The following is a 21,729-nucleotide window of genomic DNA, read 5'->3' on the forward strand; positions in this document are numbered from 1 at the left end:
CTTATGCACGACCCCATTGAGCATTCCATGAACCTGGTCCCTATGGTTGTCGAGCAGACCTCCCGGGGCGAACGGGCCTATGACATCTTCTCCCGCCTCCTGAAGGAGCGCATCGTCTTTCTATCCGGGCCGGTGCATGACGGGATGTCGCAGCTGATCGTGGCGCAGCTCCTCCATCTTGAGGCGGAGAACCCCAAGAAAGAGATCAGCATGTACATCAACAGCCCCGGCGGCGTGGTGACGTCCGGGTTGTCGATCTACGACACGATGCAGTACATCCGCCCACCCGTCTCCACCCTCGTCGTGGGGCAGGCGGCGTCGATGGGTTCGCTTCTTCTCGCGGCCGGCCATCCGGGCATGCGTTTCTCGCTCCCGAACAGCCGCGTCATGGTCCACCAGCCCTCTGGCGGCTACCAGGGTCAGGCGACGGACATCATGATCCATGCGCAGGAGACGCAGAAGCTCAAGGACCGCCTCAACCAGATCTACGTCAAGCACACAGGCCAGCCGATCAAGACGGTGGAGGATGCACTCGAGCGTGACAACTTCATGTCCCCGGAAGACGCAAAGGAATGGGGCCTGATCGACGAGATCGTGGAGAACCGCGGCAAGACCGACGCCGAATAGGCCGCACCCGGCCCGCCGGAGTTGCGGGGCTTTTGCGATTGCGGCGGAAAATCGTCTGTCCTAGGCTTATCGAGCGGGGCGGGCAAGGGCGCGGCTTTACAGGCCGCGCAGCACAGCAGACCGGCCGAAGGCCACGAGGAAAATGCGATGGCGAACAATTCGAGCGACAGCAAGAACACCCTCTACTGCTCTTTCTGCGGAAAATCGCAGCATGAGGTTCGCAAGCTCATCGCCGGCCCGACGGTGTTCATCTGCGACGAATGCGTCGAACTCTGCATGGACATCATCCGCGAGGAGACGAAGAGCGCTGGGCTCAAGTCTTCCGATGGCGTGCCGACGCCCAAGGAGATCTGCGAGGTTCTCGACGATTACGTGATCGGGCAGATGCATGCCAAGCGCGTGCTGTCCGTCGCGGTGCACAACCACTACAAGCGGCTCAATCATGCCGGCAAGTCCGACATCGAACTGGCGAAATCGAACATCCTGCTGATCGGCCCCACGGGTTGCGGCAAGACGCTGCTCGCGCAGACACTTGCGCGGATCCTCGACGTGCCGTTCACCATGGCCGACGCCACCACTCTGACGGAGGCGGGCTATGTGGGCGAGGATGTCGAGAACATCATCCTGAAACTCCTGCAGGCCAGCGAGTACAATGTGGAGCGGGCGCAGCGCGGCATCGTCTATATCGACGAGGTCGACAAGATCACGCGGAAATCCGATAACCCCTCGATCACCCGCGACGTCTCGGGCGAGGGCGTTCAGCAGGCACTTCTGAAGATCATGGAGGGCACGGTCGCGAGTGTGCCGCCGCAGGGCGGTCGCAAGCATCCGCAGCAGGAATTCCTGCAGGTGGACACGACCAATATCCTCTTCATCTGCGGCGGCGCCTTCGCGGGGCTCGAGAAGATCATCTCCCAGCGCGGCAAGGGCTCCGCCATCGGCTTCGGTGCGGATGTAAAGGACGCGGAGAGCCGTGGCGTCGGCGAGATGCTCGGCCAGCTCGAGCCGGAGGATCTGCTCAAGTTCGGCCTGATCCCCGAATTCGTCGGCCGTCTGCCGGTGATCGCGACGCTCGAGGATCTCGACGAGGAGGCATTGGTCACCATCCTGACGAAGCCGAAGAACGCGCTCGTCAAGCAGTACCAGCGTCTTTTCGAGCTCGAGGATACGCGGCTCACCTTTACCGAGGATGCCCTTTCCGCGATCTCCAAGCGGGCGATCGAGCGGAAGACCGGGGCGCGCGGCCTGCGCTCGATCATGGAGGATATCCTCCTCAACACGATGTTCGACCTGCCCGGACAGGACAGTGTGGAGGAAGTGGTCGTGAACGAGGAAGCCGTGAACTCCGACGCCGCGCCGCTCATGATCCATGCGGATGCGAAGAAGGAAACCGCCTCGGCAGGCTAAGGCGGTGTACTTTTGCCTGTTCTCTGACGCCCCGTCCGGTCATCGGACGGGGCGTTTTCGTTTTCGCGCGTGACCCTGCGTCGGATCTCCACCGGATCGCCGTTCGAGGAGCGGATCGGGTATTCGCGTGCCGTCATTTGCGACGGCTGGGTCTTCGTCGCGGGTACGACGGGCTACGATTACGACACCATGCTCATGCCGGAGGATGTGGTGTCGCAATGCCGCAACGCGTTCGCCACGATAGGGCGCGCGCTCGGGGAGGCGGGCGCGACCTTTCGCGACGTCGTCCGGGTGCGTTACATCCTGCCCGATCCCGCGGATTGGCCGCTCTGCTGGCCGGTCACGTCGGAAACCTTCGGTGACATCCGGCCCGCGGCGACGATGTTCTGTGCCACGTTGCAGGAGCCCGAGATGAGGATCGAGATCGAGGTGACGGCGCGTCTGCCGGACCACGCAAGATGAGGCGCGAGCGCTGGACCAGCGGCGGGCTTTCGGTCATAAGGCGAATGACTTTCTGGCGGAGATTGCGATGGGCTTTGGACGCACCCTTCTGAGCGCGGCGACATGGTGGAACGGCGCGACGCTGAACACCCGTCTCTGGACCTGGCGCAAGGGTACCAAGGTGGGTCAGGACGAGGCGGGAAACGTCTTCTACCAGAACCCCGATGGGTCGCGCCGCTGGGTGATCTATTCGGGCGAGGCGGAGGCGAGCCGCGTCAGTCCCGAATGGCACGGCTGGCTGCACCATACCTGGAAGGAACCGCCGACCGAGCGCCCGATCCCGAAGAAGGCATGGGAGAAGCCGCATCTGCCCAACCTCACCGGAACGGAGGCGGCCTACGCGCCCGCGGGGTCGATCCGCAGGGTCGATACGAAGCCGCGCGAGGATTACGAGGCGTGGTCGCCCGAGTGAAGCTTCAGGTCGCGGCGTTCGCCCTCTGCACTTGTGCGGCTGCCGCGTCGGCGCAGATCGATACGCGTGTGGCGGAGGCGCCGGGCGCGGTTCTGCGCGGCCTCGACAAGATGACGGGAGCCGTGCGCGATCTCTCTGTGGAGGTCGGCGAAACGACCGCGCTTGGCCGGCTGCAGGTCACGCTCGGTGAATGCCGCTATCCCGAGAACAACCCGGCAGGCAACGCATTCGCCTATCTCGTGATCCGCGAGACAGGCGTCGATCAACCGACCTTTGCGGGATGGATGATCGCGGCGTCACCTGCGCTCAACGCGCTCGAGCATCCGCGCTACGATCTCTGGGTCATGCGCTGCAGCACGTGATCGGGCTCGTCAACGGGACGATGCGCATCGAACCGCGCGACACCGACGACAGCCTCCGACAACAGGGCGCGATACGCATGGCGGGGGATCTCGATGGCCCCGAGGCTTGCCAGATGCGGCGTCAGGAACTGAGTGTCGAAGAGCGTGAATCCCCCCTCGCGAAGGCGATCTACGAGATAGAAGAGGGCGATCTTCGACGCATCTTTTCGGCGCGAAAACATCGATTCGCCGAAGAAGGCCGCGCCGATCGCCACGCCGTAGACGCCGCCCGCCAAACCGTCCGCATCGTGAAGTTCGATCGAATGGGCAAATCCGCACTCGTGGAGCTGCGTATACAATCCCGCGATTTCCGCGTTGATCCAGGTTTCCTCGCGATCCGCGCAGCCTGAAACAACCGCCGCGAAGGCTCGATCGAAGGTCACGCGGAAGGGTGCGGTGCGAATCCTGCGTCGGAGTGAGCGGGAGACGTGGAACCCGTCGATCGGGAGGATGCCGCGATGACGGGGGTCGACCCAGAAAATCTCGGCGGCCTGCCGGCTCTCCGCCATCGGAAATATCCCCCGCGAATAGGCGAGAAGCAGCGTTTCCGGGGCAATAATTGGCTGCGATGTCATCCCGACTTCATCGATCGCCCGACATCAGGCGAGGTTGGTCTCGAGCCAGTTTTCAAGCCAGTGGATGTTGTAGTCCCCGGTCTGCACGGCACTTTCCTGCAGGAGCGCATGAAAGAGCGGAACGGTCGTGTCGACCCCGTCGACGATGAGCTCGCCGAGGGCACGGGAAAGCCGCGCAAGCGCCTCCGGGCGGTCACGCCCATGCACGATCAGCTTGCCGATCAGGCTGTCGTAATAGGGCGGGATCCGGTAGCCGTCGTAAAGCGCGCTGTCCATGCGGACGCCGAGTCCGCCGGGCGCGTGGTATTGCGTGATCCGTCCCGGCGAGGGGGAAAAGCTCGGCAGCTTCTCCGCGTTGATTCTCACCTCGATCGCGTGGCCGCGTATCGCGAGATCGGCTTGCTCGAATTCCATCGGCAGGCCCGCCGCAACGCGGATCTGCTCGCGCACGAGATCGACGCCGAAGACGGCCTCCGTCACCGGATGTTCCACCTGCAGGCGGGTGTTCATCTCGATGAAGTAAAATTGCCCGTTCTCGTAGAGGAATTCGATCGTCCCCGCGCCGATATAGTCGATCCGGGCGACCGCGTCGGCACAGATGCGGCCGATCTCTGCCCGCTCCTCCGGCGTGATGGTGGGGCCGGGCGCCTCTTCAAGGACCTTCTGGTGGCGCCGCTGCAACGAGCAGTCGCGCTCGCCCAGATGGACGGCGCGCCCGCGTCCGTCGCCGAAGACCTGAACCTCGATATGACGCGGTGTGCCGAGATACTTCTCCAGATAGACCTCGTCGTTGCCGAAGGCGGCCTTGGCCTCCGACCGAGCGGTCTGGAACGCCGATTCCAGATCTTCCGCCGTCCGTGCGAGCTTCATTCCACGCCCGCCGCCGCCTGCCGTTGCCTTGACGATCACCGGATAGCCGATGTCCGCGGCACTCGCCCGCGCCGCCTCGAGATCGGGGACGCCCCCTTCGGAGCCGGGAACGCAGGGCACGCCCAGCGCCCGCATCGTCTCCTTGGCGGTGATCTTGTCGCCCATGACGCGGATATGATCGGCCTTGGGGCCGATGAAGACGATCTCGTGATCCTCGACGATCTGCACGAAGCTCGAATTCTCCGATAGGAACCCGTATCCCGGATGGATCGCCTGGGCGCCCGTTACCTCGCAGGCGGAGATGATCGCGGGAAAGCTGAGATAGCTCTGTGCGGCGGATGGTGGCCCGATACAGACCGATTCGTCGGCCATCCTGACATGCATCGCATCGGCATCGGCGGTCGAATGGACGGCCACCGTCCCGATCCCCATCTCGCGCGCGGCACGGATGATGCGGAGGGCGATCTCGCCCCGGTTGGCGACCAGGATCTTGTCGAACATCCCGCGACCTATTCCAGGATCATCAGCGGCGCGCTGAATTCGACGGGAGCCCCGTCCTCGATGAGGATGGATTTTACCCGCCCCGCACGAGGCGAGGGGATATGGTTCATCGTCTTCATCGCCTCGATGATCAGCAATGTCTGGCCTTCGGCAACCTCGTCACCGGGCTTCACGAACGCCATGGCCCCGGGTTCGGGCGAAAGATAGGCCGTTCCCACCATGGGCGAGGTCACGGCACCGGGATGGCGGGAGGGATCGTCGAGGCTCTCGACCGAAGGTGCCGCGGGCCGAACCTCGTCTTCCTCGTGGGCGGGACGCGCGTAGACGGGCATCGGTGCGGCAACGGGGCCGCCCCGGCTCACCCGGACATCGAGGCTGTCGGCTTCGCCGTATTCGCGCTTGACCCGCAATTCCGTCAGATCGTTCTCTCGCAGAAGCTCCGCCAAGGCCTGTATGAAGGCCACGTCGCTTTCATGCGGGTTGTCGCTCATGCCGTCCTCGTCACTCGTGCCGGGCGTCTCCGGTCGCGGAGAGCCTTTCGATGGCCGTATATAGGCCAGCGATGTCAAAGTGAAAAGCAAGCAGCGTCAAGGGCACGAGGAATGGGCGGAGCCGCGCGATTTGGTCCGTCATCGCGGAAATACGTCTGCCTTTTCCGGGTCCCGATCCGTTCATCAGCGTGAGACCCGAATGTCGCGCGGCGTTTCTACCGTGGCGGGGGAAGCGCACTGGCAAAGGCAGCCGCGTCGATCATCGAAATGGTCGTCGTCCAGAGTTCCGCCGTCGCTGGTCCGGCCAGAGCGTCAATGCCCGCGATGCGGCGGGAACCTTGCAGCTTGACTATGCCGAGGGGCTTTGCCAGCGTCCCCGGATCGCGCCGGGTCTCAACGCCAAGGCGAATTTCTTGATGCGGAACGGGGAGAATACGTTGTTTCTCAGGTCTTTGTTTCTTCTCGCGGTCGGCGTCGGGCTCTCCGGGTGCATTCCGTACGTATCCCGCTCGGACGACGGCATGAACGATGTGTCGCCCGCCGCCTTGGCGGCGCTGCCCGAGGGGATCGATCCGGCCTTCCTGATTCGGGACCCGAACGGCTGCTACGGTATCGCGATCGAGGATGCGGAAGTGCCGACCGGGCCCCCGCTGCGCGACGTGTTCGGCAATGTCGTCTGCGATACCTGAACCGGACGACGCGGCGGCGCGCCGGGCCGTTTCACCGGTTCGCTGCTATCCCGTATCGGCCCTGCCGCAAGTCGATTGGAACGATCTGGGCCGCGCTCTCGAAACGCTGCGACCCGTCGCGGCGGTGACGGTCCCGCCCCGGGACGGGCGCGCGATCGAGGTCCCGCGCGGTCACATCCTGCGCATTTCCTGCACGGAAGGATCGCAGGTGGGGGACCTCAATCTTTTCGCGCGGGACGATCTTGCCGAACACTTCTACAGCGGCAAGACGCGGGCGCTCCATGGCAGTCATCTGGATGTCGGCGACCGCCTCTGGTCGGGGTTTCCGTATCTCCGGCCGATGGCGCTGATCGTGGCCGATACGCTTGGCTGGTACGGGATCGACGCCGATGGAGGTGCGGTGCACGACGTCATCGGTACCCGCTGCGACCCCTATACCGGGCGGTTGCTCGGCGGGACGGATTACCACCGGTGCTGCCACTCGAACCTGACGCGGGCGCTCGCCGATGCAACGGGATTGCCGCTCCGCGAGGCCGAGATGCATGTCCACGACGTCCTGAACGTCTTCATGTGCACCGGCTTCTCGCGCACCGACGGCAGCTACTTCATGAAGGCGTCGCCGGCGCGGGCGGGCGACCATCTCGATCTTCTGGCGGAGATCGACCTACTCGCGGTTCTCAGCACCTGCCCTGGTGGCGATTGCAGTACGGAGCATTCGAGCGATGCGGCCCCCTGCCATCCGCTGCGGATGGAGGTGCTGGCTCCGGAGCCCGCGATCGACTGGCCGGAACCCACGCCCGTTCCCTATGACCGTAGTCACGGACGCTGATCGCCGTCAGGAATTTCCCCGGTCTTTCACTGAGGTGTCGAGCGCGCCCCACCAACCCGCATAGCGGGTGTTCCACGGTGCGCGGCGGGTTTCGTCCGGCGCGCCGTCTTCCCACCAGACGGGACCGCGTTCGCCGAGGCGCCGCTTGGCCGCGTCCACGGCTTGGCGGGCCTCTTGTCGCGCGGCGTCTGTTTCGGCCGTCCCGACAGCTCGCCGCGCCTGCATCAAATCCTTGACCGCCGCGCGCCGTTCGCTCTCGCCGAGGCGCGGATCCGTCTTGCGCCACAAACGGCCCTTCGCCACGAAGTAGCGTCCGTCCGGCGTCTCGGGATAATCTTTTCGGGGCATCCGTGGCGCGGCCCGCCCGATGGGACGGGCCGCCCGCCGTCACTTGTTGAGGCGGTTCTCGATTAGGTCGTCGACCACTTCCGGCTCCGCGAGCGTGGAGGTATCGCCAAGCTGATCGTGCTCGTTCGCGGCGACCTTCCTGAGAATGCGGCGCATGATCTTGCCCGAGCGGGTCTTCGGCAGGCCCGGCGCCCACTGGATGAAGTCCGGCTTCGCGATCGGCCCGATCTCGTTGCGGACCCAGCCGACGAGTTCCTGCTTCAGCTCCTCGGATGGCTCGTGCCCGGCCATGAGGGAGACATAGCAGTAGATGCCCTGTCCCTTCACCTCGTGCGGCACGCCCACCACGGCCGCTTCCGACACCGCGTCATGCGCGACAAGGGCCGACTCGACCTCCGCCGTGCCCATGCGGTGGCCGGAGACGTTGATCACGTCGTCCACCCGGCCGGTGATCCAGTAATCTCCGTCCGCATCGCGGGTGCAGCCGTCCTCGGTAAAGTAGAAGCCCTTGTACTGCTGGAAGTAGGTATTCATGAACCGCTCGTGGTCCCCGTAGACCGTCCGCATCTGCCCCGGCCAGCTATCGGCGATGGCGAGGACGCCTTCCACATCGCCGCCCTCGAGCACCTCTCCGGATTCGGGCTCGAGCACGACGGGCTTCACGCCGAAGAACGGCTTGGTGGCCGATCCGGGTTTTGTCGTCGTGGCGCCGGGCAGGGGGGTCAGCATGTGGCCACCCGTCTCCGTCTGCCACCACGTATCGACGATCGGCGTCTTCCCCCGCCCGACGATACGATTGTACCAGTTCCAGGCCTCCGGATTGATGGGCTCGCCCACGGTGCCCAGCACCTTGAGCGACGACAGGTCGTGCTTCTCAACGAACTCGTTGCCCTTGCCCATCAGGGCGCGGATGCCGGTGGGCGCGGTATAGAACTGCGCGACCTTGTGGTCTTCCACGATCTTCCAGCACCGTCCCGCATCGGGATAGGTCGGAACCCCCTCGAACATCACCGTGGTCGCGCCGTTCGCGAGCGGACCGTAGACGATGTAGCTGTGCCCCGTGACCCAGCCCACATCTGCGGTGCACCAGTAGACGTCGCCGTCGTGGTAATCGAACGTGTATTGGTGCGTCATCGAGGCATAGACGAGATAGCCTCCCGTCGTATGGACGACGCCCTTCGGCTGTCCGGTGGAGCCGGAGGTGTAGAGGATGAACAGCGGGTCCTCCGCCCCCATCTCTTCCGGCTCGCAAGTGTCGCCGATCCCGTCCTCCATCTCGTGGAGCCAGTGGTCGCGACCCTCGACCCAGTTCCGCACGCCGTCGCCCACGCGCTTGACCACGAGGACCTTGGCGTCGTGCTCGACCTTCTCCATCGCGCGGTCGGTATTGCCCTTGAGGTCCGTGACCTTGCCGCCGCGCGGTCCGCCATCGGCGGTGATCACGACCTTCGCCTTCGATCCGTTGACGCGCTGCGACAAAGCGTCGGGAGAGAAACCCGCGAAGACCACGGAATGGATGGCACCGATCCGCGCGCAGGCGAGCATGGCATAGGCCGCCTGCGGGATCATCGGCAGGTAGATCACCACCCGGTCGCCGCGCCCGACGCCCATCTTCTTCAGGACGTTGGCGAAATTGCAGACATGGGCATGGAGCTGCTGGTAGCTGATATGCTGGTCCGACCCGTCATCCTCGTCCGGCACCCAGATGATGGCTGTCTGGTCGGCGCGATCCTTCAGATGCCGGTCGATGCAGTTCGAGGCTACGTTGAGCGTACCGTCCTCGAACCATTTGATGTCGACCTGGCCATAGGTGAAATCGGTGTTCTTCACCTTGCTGAAGGGCTTGATCCAATCGACACGTTTGCCGTGCTCGCCCCAGAACGCGTCCGGGTCGGCGATCGAATCCGCATACATCTTCTCGTATGTCGCGTGGTCCGCATGCGCGTTGCGTGCAAACTCATCCGACGGCGGATGCGTCTCGACTTTGTGTTCCGACATTCCGTTTCCTCCACTCCTCGTCTCGCGGCGATGCTGCCCGCGGTCCGGGTCCTCCCCGATCCCTGGATCATCAATGCGGAGCGCATCGTCGTCCAGAGGCCATCACGCACTGATTTCGCATGGTGCGCGTCCGCGTGCGGCGTCCGTCGCGGTTCCTGCGGGATTAAGGTCTGGTTCGGGATTCTGTTCCGAAAGGAGCGGATCACGCGGGACGGACGGATCGGTGTCCGTCCATTCCGGATACTGGTCGCCGGGATGTCGGATGGCCCCGAGGGATCACGTGCCCCGGTTGCATCTGCCGAGCGCGCCGCCTGCGAACAGCGGATGATCGACGGGATAGCTCACCGCATCGCCGGGCGTGGTCGCGACGATCTCCACGGGTACTGCGGCTTCGAGACGCTGGCGACGCCCCCGGACGATGAGGACGTTGTGGAAACACTGGTGATCGGCGGCGCGGTAGAGGCTCGGACCGTTTCCCAGACCGTCGAAGGTGAAGCCCTCGAGCGCTTCGGCGACCGCGCAGGGATCGAAACTCCCCGCGCGTGCGACCGCATCGGCGTAGAGGAGGGTCTGCGCATAGCAGGTCTGTGCCGCCTGACCTGGAGGTGTACCGTAGGCGGCAACGTAGCTCCGCACAAAGGCGTCGCTCCCGGCATAGCGCACCCCCATCCGTTCCTCGAGTTCCGGATGCCAGTTCTGCGTGCCGATGACACCGGCGATGGCATGGCCCGCGCGGCGGGCCGCGAGATCGGAAACGAAGGGCGCGACCAGCTCGATGGTTCGCCCCGAAACCTGCCGTTCCCTCAAACCGGCCCGCTCGACGCTCTTTAGGGAATTGACGAGGTTGCCGCCGTACTGGTCGAGCACGAGAACATCGGCCCCCGATTCGAGGAAAGCCGGTAGAAACGCGGAGAAGTCGGTCCGGGCCGGTGGTGTCATGGCGACGCCTGCCGTCTTCCAGCCGATCGCCTCCGTCGCCTCGGCAACGGAATGCTGCTGCGCCTGGCCCCAACCGTTATCGACCGCGATGTGATAGGCCATCCGGTCGCGCCCGCAGATCTCCGCGAGGGCGGGTGCGAGGGCGAGGGCGGACATGTGCGCGTTGAGGAAATGACGAAAGCCGTTGGCGGCCTTGTCCTTTCCGGTGGTGGCGTTCGCATGGCTGAGGCCGCTCATGTAGAGAATGCCAACGTCCCGGCAAAGACCCTGCACCGCGACGGCGACGCCGGAAGACGATCCGCCCGTCAGCATGACCGCCCCGTCCGCCTCGATCATCCGTCTTGCGGCGGCCCGCGCGATGCCGGAATGCGCCTCGCTGTCGCCCGCCACGAACCGTATCCGTTTTCCAAGGATCCCCGCCCCGTCGAGCGCGCGAGAGGAGAAGGTCGCGAGCATCCCGCCATCGCCCTTGCCGTTGAGATGGTCGATCGCGAGTGTGAAGCCGCGCAGTTCCTCCTCGCCCTCCTCCGCATAGGGCCCGCTCTGCGCGACGACGATGCCGAACGTGACGGTGCTTTCGGTGGGGGCGTTGGTGAAGGAGGCGTCCTGGGACCGCGCTCGGCGGGCGGCGAGCAGAGGTCCGGCAAGGGCGGTCGCGGCGGCGCCGCACAGCACGCTGCGGCGGGTCCGGCCCGATCTCGTCATCGCGTGGCCTCCGATCCGTTCTGCGTAACGTTTTGCAAAGGGGCGCACAGGTACGGCGTCCGCTTCCGCCGTGAAGCCTGCGATCGTTAGCGTAAACATCATCTTAACGAAGGGGCCGTCAGAAGGCTTCATTCACCGTCGATCGATCTTTCCCCGGCGCGGCTTTAAGCTTTCGTAACCTCGTTCTGCGAGCGTCTGTGCAAACGAAGCCAGGACGGCCCGCCCCGATGTCAGAGCTCTCTCCTCTCCGCCGCAAGATCGGCGCGCCGCGCCGTGCCCCGAAATCGCCCGCGCTCGATCCCCGCAGGGTCTGGCGCCGGGCGCTGATCCACGGGTTTTCGCGCGCAATCGGCCTCGATGCCGCGGTGACCGGCATGGAGCAGGCGTCGCTGACGCCGGACGAGATCGGCGCGATGGTGGGAGAGGGTGCGCTCTGCGCGCTTCTCGACGGGCCGCATGGCTACGGCATCGCGATTCTCGATCCGGGCGTGGTGAACTCGATCGTGGAGATGATGACGATCGGTCGCGTCTATTCCCGCGCGACAACGCCACGTGCGGTGACGGCTACGGATGCCGCGATGATGGCCGATCCGATCGATCGCTTTCTCGAGTCGCAGGAGGCGCTCGCGGGCGATCTCGAGACGCCGATAACGAGCGGCTACCGCTACGCCACGCATCTGAACGAGATTCGCAAGATCGTCCTTCTGATGGCCGATGCGCCCCATGACCATACGCAACTCGATCTGTCGCTCGGCCCGTCCGGCGAGCGGGTGGGGCGGATCGACGTCATCCTGCCCCGATTGCCCGCGCCCGAGCCCGAGGGCGAAGTCGTAAAGGATTGGTCTTCGCAGCTCAGCGGCAGGCTCATGGGCAGCGAGGTGAACCTGCGTGCCGAGCTGCAGCGCCTGACGCTTTCGGTCGAGAAGGTGCAGTCGCTGGAGGTTGGCACCGTTCTGCCGCTGTCGCGTCAGTCGATCGACCGGGTCAGGCTTGTGACCGCGACGGGCGCCGTCCTGTCCGACGGGCGGCTCGGTCAGTCTGCGGGGCGCAAAGCGGTGCGGCTGGGCTCACCCGCGTCCGCGCCCTTCGAGAACGTCGAGATCGCAAGCGCGGCACCGGCGCTCGAGTGAGACGCGGCGCCGTTCAGAACGTCGCGCCCGCCGCGATGCGCTCGAGCTGCGGACGGAGGCCCTCGAGGTCGTAGCCCGCCTGACGCGCCATGCCGAGGATCTCGTCGACCGGCTGGTCGGCAGCCGCGCCGAGCGCCCAGACGATGGCGGATCGCGTGCCGGAGCGGCAATAGGCGAAGACCGGGCCGTCGGCGGCCGTCAGGATCGTGCGTTGCGCTTCGACTTCCTCCGGCCCGAGCGCGCCATTGACGACGGGGTTCTCGTGGAAGACCAGCCCCGCGTCGCGGGCGGCCGCGCGGAGCGCGTCGGCCGAATGCGCCGCATCCACCTCCGCATCGGGGCGGTTGCAGATCACGGCCGTGAACCCGGCCTCGCGCAGGGCGGCAAGATCGTCCGGCTCGATCTGCGGCGAGACGGCATAGGCGGGTGTGAGACGGTTGATCTGCATGGGGTAGCGATCCCGGATGGGGCCGGTGGGACGACCGGCGCTGTCGGTGGTCGCCGCGGGCCTGCGGCAGGAGGGCGCAGGATGTCACGCGCGGCGGCGGTGTCAATCCGGTCGGAAGACGCCGGCCGAGCAGGTCGGATCAGGAAAGAAATATCCCGACGACGACGATGGCGAGCCCCAGCATGGAGAGCAGGAGTGCGGCCATGTTCCAGGCGACGAGCCGCTGCAGCCGCGTCCTGAGCCCCGCATCGTCGAGCCCCGATCGGCGGGCGCGGAGCGCCTCCACGATGCACCAGAGAAGACCCCCGAGACCGATGATCGAGAGCACGGTTCCGATCCAGATGAGCCAATCCATGCCGTATCTCCGTCGAGGCCGCAGCCTCGCTAGGCCAAGATGGCGGTCGTGGCAAGCCGGAGACCGCGCCTTGTCTCTCGGGCGTGCCGCAACTAGAGGAACCCGCGGGCTAAGTAGTGCGAACCGTCCGGCAGGACACCGTTCACCGGCAGGCGCGAGGCTCCCGGGGAGAGAGGCGCGGTGGCCGCCGCCATCTCGGGCATAGAATCAAGGCAGCAGAAGGCAGATCGTGACAATGGACCAGGAAAATTCCGCGGAGAATTACCGCGTCACCGCGGAGGAACTCCGCCAGTTCGTCGAGCGGATCGAGCGGCTGGAATCCGAGAAGAAGGACATCTCCGACCAGATCCGCGAGGTCTATGCGGAATCGAAGGGTCGCGGCTACGACCAGCGGGCGCTCCGCGCGATCGTCAGCCTGCGCAAGAAGGACAAGGACGATGTCGCCGAGCAGGAGGCGGTGATCGATCTCTACAAGGAAGCTCTCGGCATGTAGGGAGGGCGCACGCCCCCGCTGTGTGAGCGAACCAGGCACGAAACGCGGACGTGACGGAACCACGCCGCGAGCAGGCTCTTCCCCCGGGACAGGTCCGTCGATGGCGAGGCCCCCTGGACAGATGTGAGAAGGACCCGCATGGCGCTGATACTCGTGCTGATAGTTATCGTCGCCATGTTGCTTGCCAACGCGTTCTACGTGGCCGCGGAATTCGCCGCCGTTTCCGCCAGTAGGCCGAAACTCGAAGCGCAGGCCGAGGACGGCTCCACCGAGGCCCGGTATCTCGAGGAGACGATCGGCGACGAGAAGCGGATGGACCGCTACATCGCCTGCGCGCAGGTCGGCATCACCTTCACGAGCCTCGTGATCGGCTTTTACGGCCAGCGCGCGCTCCTGCCTTATATCGAGCCGCTTCTCGAGCCGGTCCTGCCGGCGGGATTGCAGGGACCGGCCGTCGCGGCGCCGCTCATCTTGATCGTGCTGAGCGTGCTCCAGGTGATCTTCGGCGAGCTATTTCCCAAGTCCATCGCCGTCCGCGCACCGGAAAATACGGCCATGGCGACGTCGCGTCCGATGCGCTGGTCGCTCCTTCTGCTCGGACCCTTCATCGCGCTCCTCAACGGATCGGCGCTCTTCATCATGCGCCGCCTCGGCCTCGACAAGCCGAAGGAGACGGGCGAGGAGCACAGCCACGAAGAGCTCCGGCAGCTCATTGCCGACAGCCTCGAGGGCGGGGCGATCGAGCGCTCTGCGCACGAGATGATGCGGCAGGTCCTGTCGTTTCAGGACCGCACGGTCAGCGAGGTGATGGCACCGCGGGTCCGGATCGAGATGATGACGACCGAGTTGCGTGCCGGTGAGGCGCTGCGCGCGATGCTCGCCACGCCTTTCACCCGCTTTCCGGTCATCGACGGCGACGGCACCGACCGTCCGGTCGGCTTCGTCCATATCCGCGATCTGCACGCGCTCGCACGGGAGGACGGGGAGGCGCGGATCGACGATATCCTGAGGCCGCTCCAGGTCCTTCCCGATAGTCTGTCGCTCGCTGAGGTCTGGAACCGCCTGCAATCGGAGAACGCCCACCTCGCGGTGATCTTCAACGAATACGGCGTGATTTCGGGCCTGGTGACGCTCGAGGACCTGATCGAGGAGATCATCGGCGAGGTGGTCGACGAGTTCGACGACGAGGAGCCTCGGATCCGCCATCGAAAGGACCGTGTCGTGCTGCGCGGCGATCTGCCGGTCCGCGAGATCAACAGGAAGTTCGATCTCGGCCTGCCGGAAGATCAGGCAGATACGCTCTCCGGCCTCGTCGCGCTGAAGCTCGGCGTCGAGGATGCACGGCGCGGCGCCGGGGTTACGGTCGCGGGCACTAAGTTCCGGGTGGACAGCGTCGAGAACGGCCTGCCGCGCCTCATCTCCTTTCCCAGGACGCAAGAGATGGAAAAGACGTGATCGGTCTCGGCATCATCGCGGCCCTGATCGCGATCAACGGCATCTTCGTCGCCATGGAATTCGTCATCGTCGGATCGCGCCTCTCGCGGGTGGAGACGGTCTCGGATCGCGGCGCCCGTATCGCCGGAACGCTTCAGGGCCCGGAGGCACAGGATCGGTACGTCGCGGTCGCGCAGCTCGGGATCACCTTCGCCTCCATCGGTCTCGGAATGTACGGCGAGCACAAGATCGCCGGCTGGATCGAGGCGCCGCTCGCCAATTTCGGGATCGAGGGGGCCGCGATCCATGTCGTGGCGCTGATCCTCGCCGTGATCGTGCTTACCTATTTCCACGTGGTCCTCGGCGAGATGATCCCGAAGGCGATGGCGCTCAAGGGCGCGGAGCGTCTGCTCGTGGCGCTCTGGCCGGTGATCCGTTTCTTCGAACTGATCTTCCGCCCGTTCGTGGCCTTTCTTAACGTCATCAGCCAGGCGCTTCTCTCGATCTTCGGGCTCGACCGGAGCGAGGCGCGGTTCTATTCGCCTCGGGAGCTTGCCGCCATCGCGGAGGATTCCCACGAGGGTGGCGCGATCGGTGCGGAACAGGCGGAGTTCATCAAGAACATCGTGCGGCTTCAGGCACGGCGGGCGGATGAATTGATGACGCCGCGCCGCCGCGTCCTCTCCATCGACCTCAATCAGCTGGACGACGACGATTTCACCGCGCGGATCCTCGATGCCGGACCGAGCCGTCTGCCGGTGACGCGCGGCGGGCTTGATGCGTCGCTGGGGGTCGTCCACGTCAAGGACGTCATCCGCCATCAGACGGAGGGTGGAGCGCCGCTCGACGCGGAGGGGCTTGAGGGGATCCTGCGGCCGCTGCCGAAGGTGCTCGCGAGCCTCGATACCGCCGCGCTGCTCGACAACATGCGCCAGCACGGCACCCATATGGCGCTCGTCGTCGACGAATTCGGCAGCGTGCTCGGTGCGGTGGCCTTCGAGGACGCGATCGAGGAGGTCGTGGGAGAGGTCCACAGCGAGTTCGAGATCGACGAGCCGGATACGGAATCCCGACTCGGACGGCGCTGGAAGATCGCGGGCACCGCGCCGATCTCGCGTCTCAACGAGCGCTTCGACTGGGGGCTCGACACGTCGCGGTCGCGCTCCATCGCCGGCCTTTTGCTGGAGCACCTGGGCCGACCGCCGCGCGAGGGCGACCAATGCGAGATCGCCGGTCTCCGCTTCGAGGTCGAGGTGGTCGAGGGGCTCGCCATCGCGCGGGTCGGCGTCGAGGCGGTCGAGGGGGAAACGGAGCCCGACCCCGGCCGGGAGCACGACTGACCCCGGCGCCGCGCCCGCGGGATCAGCTGCGCAAGGCGATCCGCGAGGCGCCCGCGCGGGCGGCGTGCTGCAGCGCGACGAAGAGCGCGGCGCCATCGCTGTAATCGGGAGCGGAAAGCGCGTCGACGCGTTGCGACGACGATTGTTCTTCCCGCGCCTCGAACGCGCCATCCTCGGTGATGCCGATCGTCAGGCCACCCATCGCGTCGAGATAGCCGAAAGCCTGCAGATCGCTCGCGCCGTCCCCGACATAGACGATCTGGTCGAACGGAACGTGCAGGTCGTGCGCGTCGACCAGCGCGTCCGACGTGCCGGGAGAGTTCGATTCCGCGACGGAGAGCCCCTCCGCATGGGCGCGGATATAGAGCGCCTTCTCGGCATGGGTGATGGTCCGCTTGACGCAGCGCGCACGTCCGTCCTGCATGTGAAAGGCCCCGGCATGGACCTCGTCGAAGGCCTTCGCCACCGCCGTCGGATGGATCAGTTCCGAAAAGCCCGACGACAGGACGATGAATTCGCATTCGATCTCCGCGTGGATCTCCTCCACCACGGCCCGAATGCGCGCGGGCATGTCGAGCACGCCCGGAAAGATCTCGATCCGACTGGCCGCCCGCTCGAAGAGCTCCGGCGTCAGCGGCACGTCGAGCGCGTCGGCCGCGTCAAGCAGTCCCTGCGCCTTCTGCTGGATGGGATCCCAACCCTCGCCCAGCGGCGCGCGGAACCGGTCACGCCATTCATCGCGGGTGATCCCGAGCTCGGCGCAGACCGCGTTCCACGAATCACCCGCGAGGGTGAGATCGAAATCGAAGATGAAGGCGAGGCGGGGAATGTACGGACGGGTGATCGGCATGGGGGCTCCTGCGCATCTCGGGGGTTCCTCATGTGCCTATCGGTGTTCGGCACGACCTGCCAGCCGCGCAAATTGCGGCCGGACGCGTGATACGGTCCGTTCCGGGCACGATGGACTGGACAGCGACGCGGGGATTGCCTAGCGCAGTATCCATGACCGACCAAATCGCTCGGACATATCGCCGGTTGCCCCGCCTCCCCGACGCCTGGTCGTTCGGGGCGATCGTCATTGCCGCGCTCGTCCTCTTGCCGGTCGGGGCGATCCTGTGGCTCGCGCTGTTTCCCTCCGAGCCGATCTGGGGGCATCTGATCTCGACCACGCTGCCGCGCTATTTCGGGAACTCGATCATCCTCATGTCCGGCGTGGGCCTCCTGTCGGCGATCGTCGGTACGGGGACCGCGTGGCTCGTCGTGATGTACCGCTTTCCGGGACGCGGCTGGCTCGAATGGGCGCTGCTCTTCCCGCTCGCGATCCCTGCCTACGTGGGCGCCTACGCCCTTGTCGACTTTCTCGAATATGCCGGGCCGGTGCAGACTGGATTGCGGGCGCTGATGGGCTGGGAGAGCGCAAGGGACTACGTCTTCCCCGAGGTCCGGTCGCGGCCCGCGGCAATTCTGGTCTTGTCCGCTGCGCTCTATCCCTATGTCTATCTCCTCGCGCGGGCGGGATTCCGGGAACAGTCCGGCGCATCCTTCGACGTGGCGCGCGCGCTGGGCGCGGGGGCCGTCGGACGGTTCTTCCGCGTGGGTCTGCCGCTCGTCCGACCGGCGATCGCCGCGGGAACGGCGATCGTGATGATGGAGACGATCAACGATTTCGGTGTCGTCGACTATTTCGGCGTGCAGACGCTCACCACCGGCATCTTCACCGTCTGGCTGGAGATGGGAAATGCCGGTGGGGCCGCGCAGATCGCCTGCGTGATCCTGGGCCTCGTCCTCTTTCTCATGACGGCGGAGCGGTTGTCGCGTCGCCGGGCCCGCGTCAGCCAGATGTCGCGTTATGCGCGGCCGGCCACGCCGATCCGGCTGACGGGACTCGGCGGGATGCTGGCGTGCCTCGCTTGCCTTCTTCCGGTGCTCGGGGGGTTCGTCCTGCCCGTGGGGGTCCTGACGGGGCACGCGATCGCGAATGTCGATGCCTGGGTCGATCCCGCGCTGGGCCAGGCGCTCTTGCACACGCTCGGCGTGGGCGGTGCGGCGTCGGCCCTGACGGTCGGCCTCGCGCTCTTCCTCGTCTACGGCGTGCGGCTGTCGGGCCATGCGCTGCCGCGTCTGCTGATGCCCGTCACCACGATCGGCTACGCCGCGCCGGGCGCGGTGCTGGGCGTCGGGATCCTGCTGCCGCTCGCAGCCTTCGACAACACCCTGGCCGATTCGATTGCGGCGCTGGGCTTCGACGATCCGGGGTTGATCCTGACTGGAACGGGGGCTGCGATCGTGCTGGCCTACGTCGTGCGCTTCTTCGCCATCGCGCAGGGCGCGGCAGATACGGCGATGGAGCGCATCTCCCCGAGCCTGCCGATGGCCGCGCGCGCGCTCGGGCGAAGCGCCGGCGGCACGCTCGGCTCGGTCTACCTGCCGATGATCCGGGGATCGGTGTCGACAGCGCTCCTGCTCGTCTTCGTCGATTGCGTGAAGGAACTCCCCGCCACGCTGCTCCTCAGGCCATTCAATTTCGATACGCTCGCGACCCGGGTCTACGAGCAGGCCTCGCTCGAGCGGATCGGCGATGCTGCCCCGGCGGCGCTCCTCGTGACCGGGGTGGGGCTCGTGGCGGTCGTGACGCTCGCGCGGATGAATCGCTGAGCCCGAACGGTGGACAGCGGCAGGCGCGATCGACTAGAAGCGGTAACGTTGCCCGTGTAGCTCAGTTGGCCAGAGCGGCGATCTTGTAAGTCGAGGGTCGGGGGTTCGAATCCCTCCTCGGGCACCATTAAACACTGTTATAGTTCAAAAATTTCAGGTTTTGTCCTTTTGGTCCCCCGGCTGGTCCCCCAAGCCAGTTTCGATGTAATGCGACATTTCAGAGGCTTTCACCCACGACATGCGGCCCCGGCGGTAGATCGTGATGACGCCTTTCTCAGCCCATCGGTAGACGGTCGAGCGGTCCATTCCGTAGACAGCGGGTGCGTCGCTGACGCGGACGAACTCAGGGCGAGGGACGGTCATGGTCAGCTCCCCCCGCACCAATCGGCGTTCATGCTTTCCCGCGCCAGCCCGGCGGCTAAGAGTGCCACCTTCACGTCCTCGCCGTCGTTGCCATAGAGCACGCCGAGATCGCGGCCGAAGCCCCCACCACCGCGGCGGATGATCTGCGCTTCGCCAGGCATCAGGCTCCGCAGGAGAGCAGAGGCCTGCGCCCCGAGTTGCGCTTCCTCAGTGCATCCCGGCTTGTACGTCTCGGGCGTGTCGAACGGATCGTTGCCTTCACCGGTCAGGCGGATGTTTGGGCCATCGGCGATCCGTACCGTGTCGCCGTCGACGATCATATCGGCCGTGACGCGAATCGTATCGTGATCGGTGTCGGCATCGTCGCAAGCTGTGAGCGCGAGCAGGGCGATGATGGCGAGGCGGGTCAGCATGATGAATTCTTTCGTTCGATGCGCGGCGATGTCGGATGTCTACTTTTCACACGATCCTCCGGTGGTATCGTCCGGATAGCGATCCGCCAATTCGTCCGCTTCAATGCGGAGACGCGTTGCGAGACCGGGCATGTAGGCACCGGTTTCGCGACAAGCATTCTCCCAACTACGATTTGCCTCTGAAAAAGACGCGTGGCCTCCACCCAGCCCATCACGTCGACCGCCACCGGAGCGCCAGCGCGGCCAGCCCGGTCGCGAGCAGGATGCCCCCGGCGGGAAGTGGGATCGGGGCGGGGGTCGTGGTAGCGTAGACTTCCGTCGGAAATCCCACGGCGTCGCGGACGCCGAAGAAGAACGACAGCCAGAAGCTTGCAGGGTCGTCGATATCGCTGGCCTCGATCCACACCGCGTTGTGGTTCTCGCGGAGGCCGTCGAGCGACAGGATCGCGCCAGGCGCCGTGATTGTCATGTTCGGTACGGCATCCATCGCATCGCTGATCCGCATGGTCAGCGTCTCGATGCCGGGAATGGGCAAGTCGATGCGTAGGCCGTTCGCGCCGTTGCTGTCGATCCAGGCGCCGTCGGCTCCGTCGCGCCCGCCCTTGAGCCGGTCGGGCACGTAGCCCTTAAGGTCGGCCTCCGGGGTGCCTGGCTCGACCAGAAGGGGCTGGCCGAACGGCTCGACCATCGTGCGGCCGGGCGAATAGGTCGAGAGGACCGTGAACGCCGACAGGTCGAGATCGAGCGCCGTGGCTCCTGCGCCGGGGCCGTCCACGGTGCGCAGGACGGTGGCGGAGGCGGGAAGCGCCAGGCCGATGGCTAGCGTGGCGGCGGTCAAGAACGTCTTCATGGTGCGATTTCCTTCGCGCAGAGGGTGTGGGGATTGACGAGGCAGCCGTCGACGACGGCCGGGCCGAGACGGCCTTGCGGACCGCAGGCGGCGAGAAGGACGGCCAGCGCGATGATTGCGACCGGCGGAAGGATGACGGCGAGGAGGCGCAGGATCATGCCGCACCCTCCGCGGCGATCTGCGGGGCGTTGAACGGCAGCGGTCCCTCGGGGATCGGCAGCGGCGGATGCACGTCGGCGAAAACCTCGATCAGGATGGCGAGGCACGCGCCGAGGAAAGTGGCAATCGCGGTCATCGGAGCAGCTCCGCCGCCATGATGCCGCCGCGACATTCGATCGAAGCCGCGAGCCATTGCCCGGCGCCCTGGGCAACGAAGTAGGCCGTGGCACCAAGGAAAAGCAGCACGGTCGACAGGATCAGGACCTCGATCGCAGTCCAGACTGCGCGGCCGAAGTCCGGGCGTTGCATGAGGCCGCCGTCGCGCAGATCGGCGAAACGGGGAAGCGCAGGGTGCTTCATGACAGAACCCTTGCGCCGAGCCATGCGGCACTGCCGATTCCGGCAATCCAGATCAGGGCGCTGCGGACAAGGATTGTGATCGTCTCTTCACAGGTGTCGGCCCGGCGCAGAGCGAATTCGCAATTCAGTTCTTCTTCGGATGCAGGGGTAAATTGACGTTCTGTCATCGGGGAATCCTCATTTCAGAACAAAAGGCCGGGGGCAGAGCGGGCTCGATGCCCCCGGCAGGTGCCGCGCGCCCGGACAGAAAATGGGCGCGCGGAGGCAATCGGTACCGGCGAGACGCGGAGGAGGAGAACGCGCCCCGCCGGCAACCCCACGCGACCAGGATCGCGCAGGGATGGGAATGAGGGGGTGCTACCGTGCCTTGACGGACGCGCCGGTCCGGCCGCAGGCCTTGCAGAACGGCACAGGACCGGAGACGCCGGAATAGCTG

28 protein-coding genes and 1 tRNA gene are annotated in these 21,729 nt (G+C 65.8%); 13 read left to right on the forward strand and 16 right to left on the reverse strand.

The window, feature by feature from the left end; genetic code table 11:
• The first annotated feature begins 3 nt into the window (after positions 1-3).
• The 5 genes from LX81_RS01110 (at position 4) to LX81_RS01130 (ending at position 3,309) form a co-directional block, all read left to right on the forward strand.
• Positions 4-627, forward strand: a complete 624-nt coding sequence (locus tag LX81_RS01110) for an ATP-dependent Clp protease proteolytic subunit (protein ID WP_111535434.1) — start codon at positions 4-6, stop codon at positions 625-627.
• A gap of 147 nt (positions 628-774) precedes the next feature.
• Positions 775-2,034 (forward strand): ATP-dependent Clp protease ATP-binding subunit ClpX, encoded by a 1,260-nt coding sequence (gene clpX, locus LX81_RS01115; RefSeq protein ID WP_111535435.1) that lies wholly within the window; start codon positions 775-777, stop codon positions 2,032-2,034.
• Positions 2,035-2,109: 75 nt separating this feature from the next.
• A complete protein-coding gene (locus LX81_RS01120; RefSeq protein ID WP_211322689.1) occupies positions 2,110-2,496 on the forward strand; it encodes a RidA family protein in 387 nt (128 codons plus the stop codon).
• Between the two features lie 67 nt (positions 2,497-2,563).
• Entirely contained in the window at positions 2,564-2,947 is a 384-nt protein-coding gene (locus LX81_RS01125) for an NADH:ubiquinone oxidoreductase subunit NDUFA12 (RefSeq protein ID WP_111535437.1), read from the forward strand.
• Positions 2,932-3,309 carry a DUF2155 domain-containing protein gene (locus LX81_RS01130; protein ID WP_170133799.1) on the forward strand — a complete coding sequence of 126 codons (378 nt, stop codon included), beginning with the start codon at positions 2,932-2,934 and terminating at the stop codon, positions 3,307-3,309. The genes LX81_RS01125 and LX81_RS01130 overlap by 16 nt, the downstream gene beginning before the upstream one ends.
• Here the strand turns inward: LX81_RS01130 and aat are convergent.
• From aat to LX81_RS01145, 3 genes are read right to left on the reverse strand one after another with little or no spacing between them, the layout of a single operon-like run.
• Positions 3,276-3,923, reverse strand: a complete 648-nt coding sequence (gene aat / locus LX81_RS01135; protein WP_111535439.1) for a leucyl/phenylalanyl-tRNA--protein transferase — start codon at positions 3,921-3,923, stop codon at positions 3,276-3,278. The genes LX81_RS01130 and aat overlap by 34 nt on opposite strands.
• Before the next feature lie 24 nt (positions 3,924-3,947).
• Positions 3,948-5,294, reverse strand: a complete 1,347-nt coding sequence (gene accC, locus LX81_RS01140; protein WP_111535440.1) for an acetyl-CoA carboxylase biotin carboxylase subunit — start codon at positions 5,292-5,294, stop codon at positions 3,948-3,950.
• 8 nt (positions 5,295-5,302) lie between these two features.
• Entirely contained in the window at positions 5,303-5,785 is a 483-nt protein-coding gene (locus LX81_RS01145; RefSeq protein WP_111535441.1) for an acetyl-CoA carboxylase biotin carboxyl carrier protein, read from the reverse strand.
• Between the two features lie 521 nt (positions 5,786-6,306).
• Here LX81_RS01145 and LX81_RS22040 point away from each other — a divergent pair.
• Positions 6,307-6,474, forward strand: coding sequence for a hypothetical protein (locus tag LX81_RS22040; protein WP_170133806.1), 168 nt, complete (start codon positions 6,307-6,309; stop codon positions 6,472-6,474).
• The gene (locus tag LX81_RS01155; RefSeq protein ID WP_111535443.1) at positions 6,455-7,303 is read left to right on the forward strand and encodes an urea carboxylase-associated family protein; all 849 of its coding nucleotides are present in this window, start codon (positions 6,455-6,457) and stop codon (positions 7,301-7,303) included. The genes LX81_RS22040 and LX81_RS01155 overlap by 20 nt, the downstream gene beginning before the upstream one ends.
• A gap of 6 nt (positions 7,304-7,309) precedes the next feature.
• Here the strand turns inward: LX81_RS01155 and LX81_RS01160 are convergent, their stop codons facing one another.
• From LX81_RS01160 to LX81_RS01170, 3 genes are all read right to left on the reverse strand, one after another.
• The gene (locus LX81_RS01160; RefSeq protein WP_111535444.1) at positions 7,310-7,651 is read right to left on the reverse strand and encodes a hypothetical protein; all 342 of its coding nucleotides are present in this window, start codon (positions 7,649-7,651) and stop codon (positions 7,310-7,312) included.
• 39 nt (positions 7,652-7,690) lie between these two features.
• A complete protein-coding gene (gene acs, locus LX81_RS01165; RefSeq protein WP_111535445.1) occupies positions 7,691-9,649 on the reverse strand; it encodes an acetate--CoA ligase in 1,959 nt (652 codons plus the stop codon).
• A 276-nt stretch (positions 9,650-9,925) separates the two neighbouring features.
• On the reverse strand, positions 9,926-11,293 hold the full coding sequence (locus LX81_RS01170; protein WP_111535446.1) for an ABC transporter substrate-binding protein: 1,368 nt from the start codon (positions 11,291-11,293) through the stop codon (positions 9,926-9,928).
• 227 nt (positions 11,294-11,520) lie between these two features.
• Here LX81_RS01170 and LX81_RS01175 point away from each other — a divergent pair, with 227 nt between their 5' ends.
• Positions 11,521-12,423: a FliM/FliN family flagellar motor switch protein gene (locus tag LX81_RS01175; protein WP_111535447.1), complete on the forward strand. Its 903-nt coding sequence runs from the start codon at positions 11,521-11,523 to the stop codon at positions 12,421-12,423.
• A gap of 13 nt (positions 12,424-12,436) precedes the next feature.
• Here LX81_RS01175 and LX81_RS01180 read toward each other — a convergent pair whose 3' ends face one another.
• Positions 12,437-12,871, reverse strand: a complete 435-nt coding sequence (locus LX81_RS01180) for a protein tyrosine phosphatase family protein (protein WP_111535448.1) — start codon at positions 12,869-12,871, stop codon at positions 12,437-12,439.
• A gap of 139 nt (positions 12,872-13,010) precedes the next feature.
• Positions 13,011-13,226 carry a hypothetical protein gene (locus LX81_RS01185; protein WP_111535449.1) on the reverse strand — a complete coding sequence of 72 codons (216 nt, stop codon included), beginning with the start codon at positions 13,224-13,226 and terminating at the stop codon, positions 13,011-13,013.
• A 235-nt stretch (positions 13,227-13,461) separates the two neighbouring features.
• Here LX81_RS01185 and LX81_RS01190 point away from each other — a divergent pair, with 235 nt between their 5' ends.
• The 3 genes from LX81_RS01190 to LX81_RS01200 all read left to right on the forward strand — a co-directional run bounded on the left by LX81_RS01190 (position 13,462) and on the right by LX81_RS01200 (position 16,493).
• Positions 13,462-13,719 carry a DUF2312 domain-containing protein gene (locus LX81_RS01190; protein ID WP_111535450.1) on the forward strand — a complete coding sequence of 86 codons (258 nt, stop codon included), beginning with the start codon at positions 13,462-13,464 and terminating at the stop codon, positions 13,717-13,719.
• A gap of 138 nt (positions 13,720-13,857) precedes the next feature.
• Entirely contained in the window at positions 13,858-15,174 is a 1,317-nt protein-coding gene (locus tag LX81_RS01195; protein WP_111535451.1) for a hemolysin family protein, read from the forward strand.
• Positions 15,171-16,493 (forward strand): hemolysin family protein, encoded by a 1,323-nt coding sequence (locus tag LX81_RS01200; protein ID WP_111535452.1) that lies wholly within the window; start codon positions 15,171-15,173, stop codon positions 16,491-16,493. The genes LX81_RS01195 and LX81_RS01200 overlap by 4 nt, the downstream gene beginning before the upstream one ends.
• A 22-nt stretch (positions 16,494-16,515) precedes the next feature.
• Here the strand turns inward: LX81_RS01200 and LX81_RS01205 are convergent, their stop codons facing one another.
• Positions 16,516-17,343, reverse strand: a complete 828-nt coding sequence (locus tag LX81_RS01205; protein WP_111535453.1) for a haloacid dehalogenase-like hydrolase — start codon at positions 17,341-17,343, stop codon at positions 16,516-16,518.
• Positions 17,344-17,495: 152 nt separating this feature from the next.
• Here LX81_RS01205 and LX81_RS01210 point away from each other — a divergent pair, with 152 nt between their 5' ends.
• Both LX81_RS01210 and LX81_RS01215 read left to right on the forward strand, forming a co-directional pair.
• Complete coding sequence (locus tag LX81_RS01210; RefSeq protein WP_111535454.1) at positions 17,496-19,148, forward strand: ABC transporter permease; 1,653 nt, start codon at positions 17,496-17,498, stop codon at positions 19,146-19,148.
• Between the two features lie 50 nt (positions 19,149-19,198).
• Positions 19,199-19,275, forward strand: a tRNA-Thr gene (locus LX81_RS01215).
• Between the two features lie 26 nt (positions 19,276-19,301).
• Here the strand turns inward: LX81_RS01215 and LX81_RS01220 are convergent.
• The 7 genes from LX81_RS01220 to LX81_RS22055 form a co-directional block, all read right to left on the reverse strand.
• A complete protein-coding gene (locus LX81_RS01220; RefSeq protein ID WP_146259372.1) occupies positions 19,302-19,511 on the reverse strand; it encodes a helix-turn-helix transcriptional regulator in 210 nt (69 codons plus the stop codon).
• 2 nt (positions 19,512-19,513) lie between these two features.
• The gene (locus tag LX81_RS01225; protein ID WP_111535456.1) at positions 19,514-19,924 is read right to left on the reverse strand and encodes a thermonuclease family protein; all 411 of its coding nucleotides are present in this window, start codon (positions 19,922-19,924) and stop codon (positions 19,514-19,516) included.
• Between the two features lie 211 nt (positions 19,925-20,135).
• The gene (locus tag LX81_RS01230) at positions 20,136-20,774 is read right to left on the reverse strand and encodes a hypothetical protein (RefSeq protein ID WP_111535457.1); all 639 of its coding nucleotides are present in this window, start codon (positions 20,772-20,774) and stop codon (positions 20,136-20,138) included.
• Positions 20,771-20,932 carry a hypothetical protein gene (locus LX81_RS22045; protein ID WP_170133807.1) on the reverse strand — a complete coding sequence of 54 codons (162 nt, stop codon included), beginning with the start codon at positions 20,930-20,932 and terminating at the stop codon, positions 20,771-20,773. Before LX81_RS22045 ends, LX81_RS01230 begins: the two co-directional genes overlap by 4 nt.
• Positions 20,929-21,069, reverse strand: a complete 141-nt coding sequence (locus LX81_RS22050; RefSeq protein WP_170133808.1) for a hypothetical protein — start codon at positions 21,067-21,069, stop codon at positions 20,929-20,931. Before LX81_RS22050 ends, LX81_RS22045 begins: the two co-directional genes overlap by 4 nt.
• Positions 21,066-21,293: a hypothetical protein gene (locus LX81_RS01235; protein WP_146259373.1), complete on the reverse strand. Its 228-nt coding sequence runs from the start codon at positions 21,291-21,293 to the stop codon at positions 21,066-21,068. The genes LX81_RS22050 and LX81_RS01235 overlap by 4 nt, the downstream gene beginning before the upstream one ends.
• The gene (locus LX81_RS22055) at positions 21,290-21,460 is read right to left on the reverse strand and encodes a hypothetical protein (protein ID WP_170133809.1); all 171 of its coding nucleotides are present in this window, start codon (positions 21,458-21,460) and stop codon (positions 21,290-21,292) included. Before LX81_RS22055 ends, LX81_RS01235 begins: the two co-directional genes overlap by 4 nt.
• Positions 21,461-21,729: the final 269 nt, after the last annotated feature.

Source organism: Palleronia aestuarii (assembly GCF_003253995.1).
GTDB classification, from domain to species: domain Bacteria; phylum Pseudomonadota; class Alphaproteobacteria; order Rhodobacterales; family Rhodobacteraceae; genus Palleronia; species Palleronia aestuarii.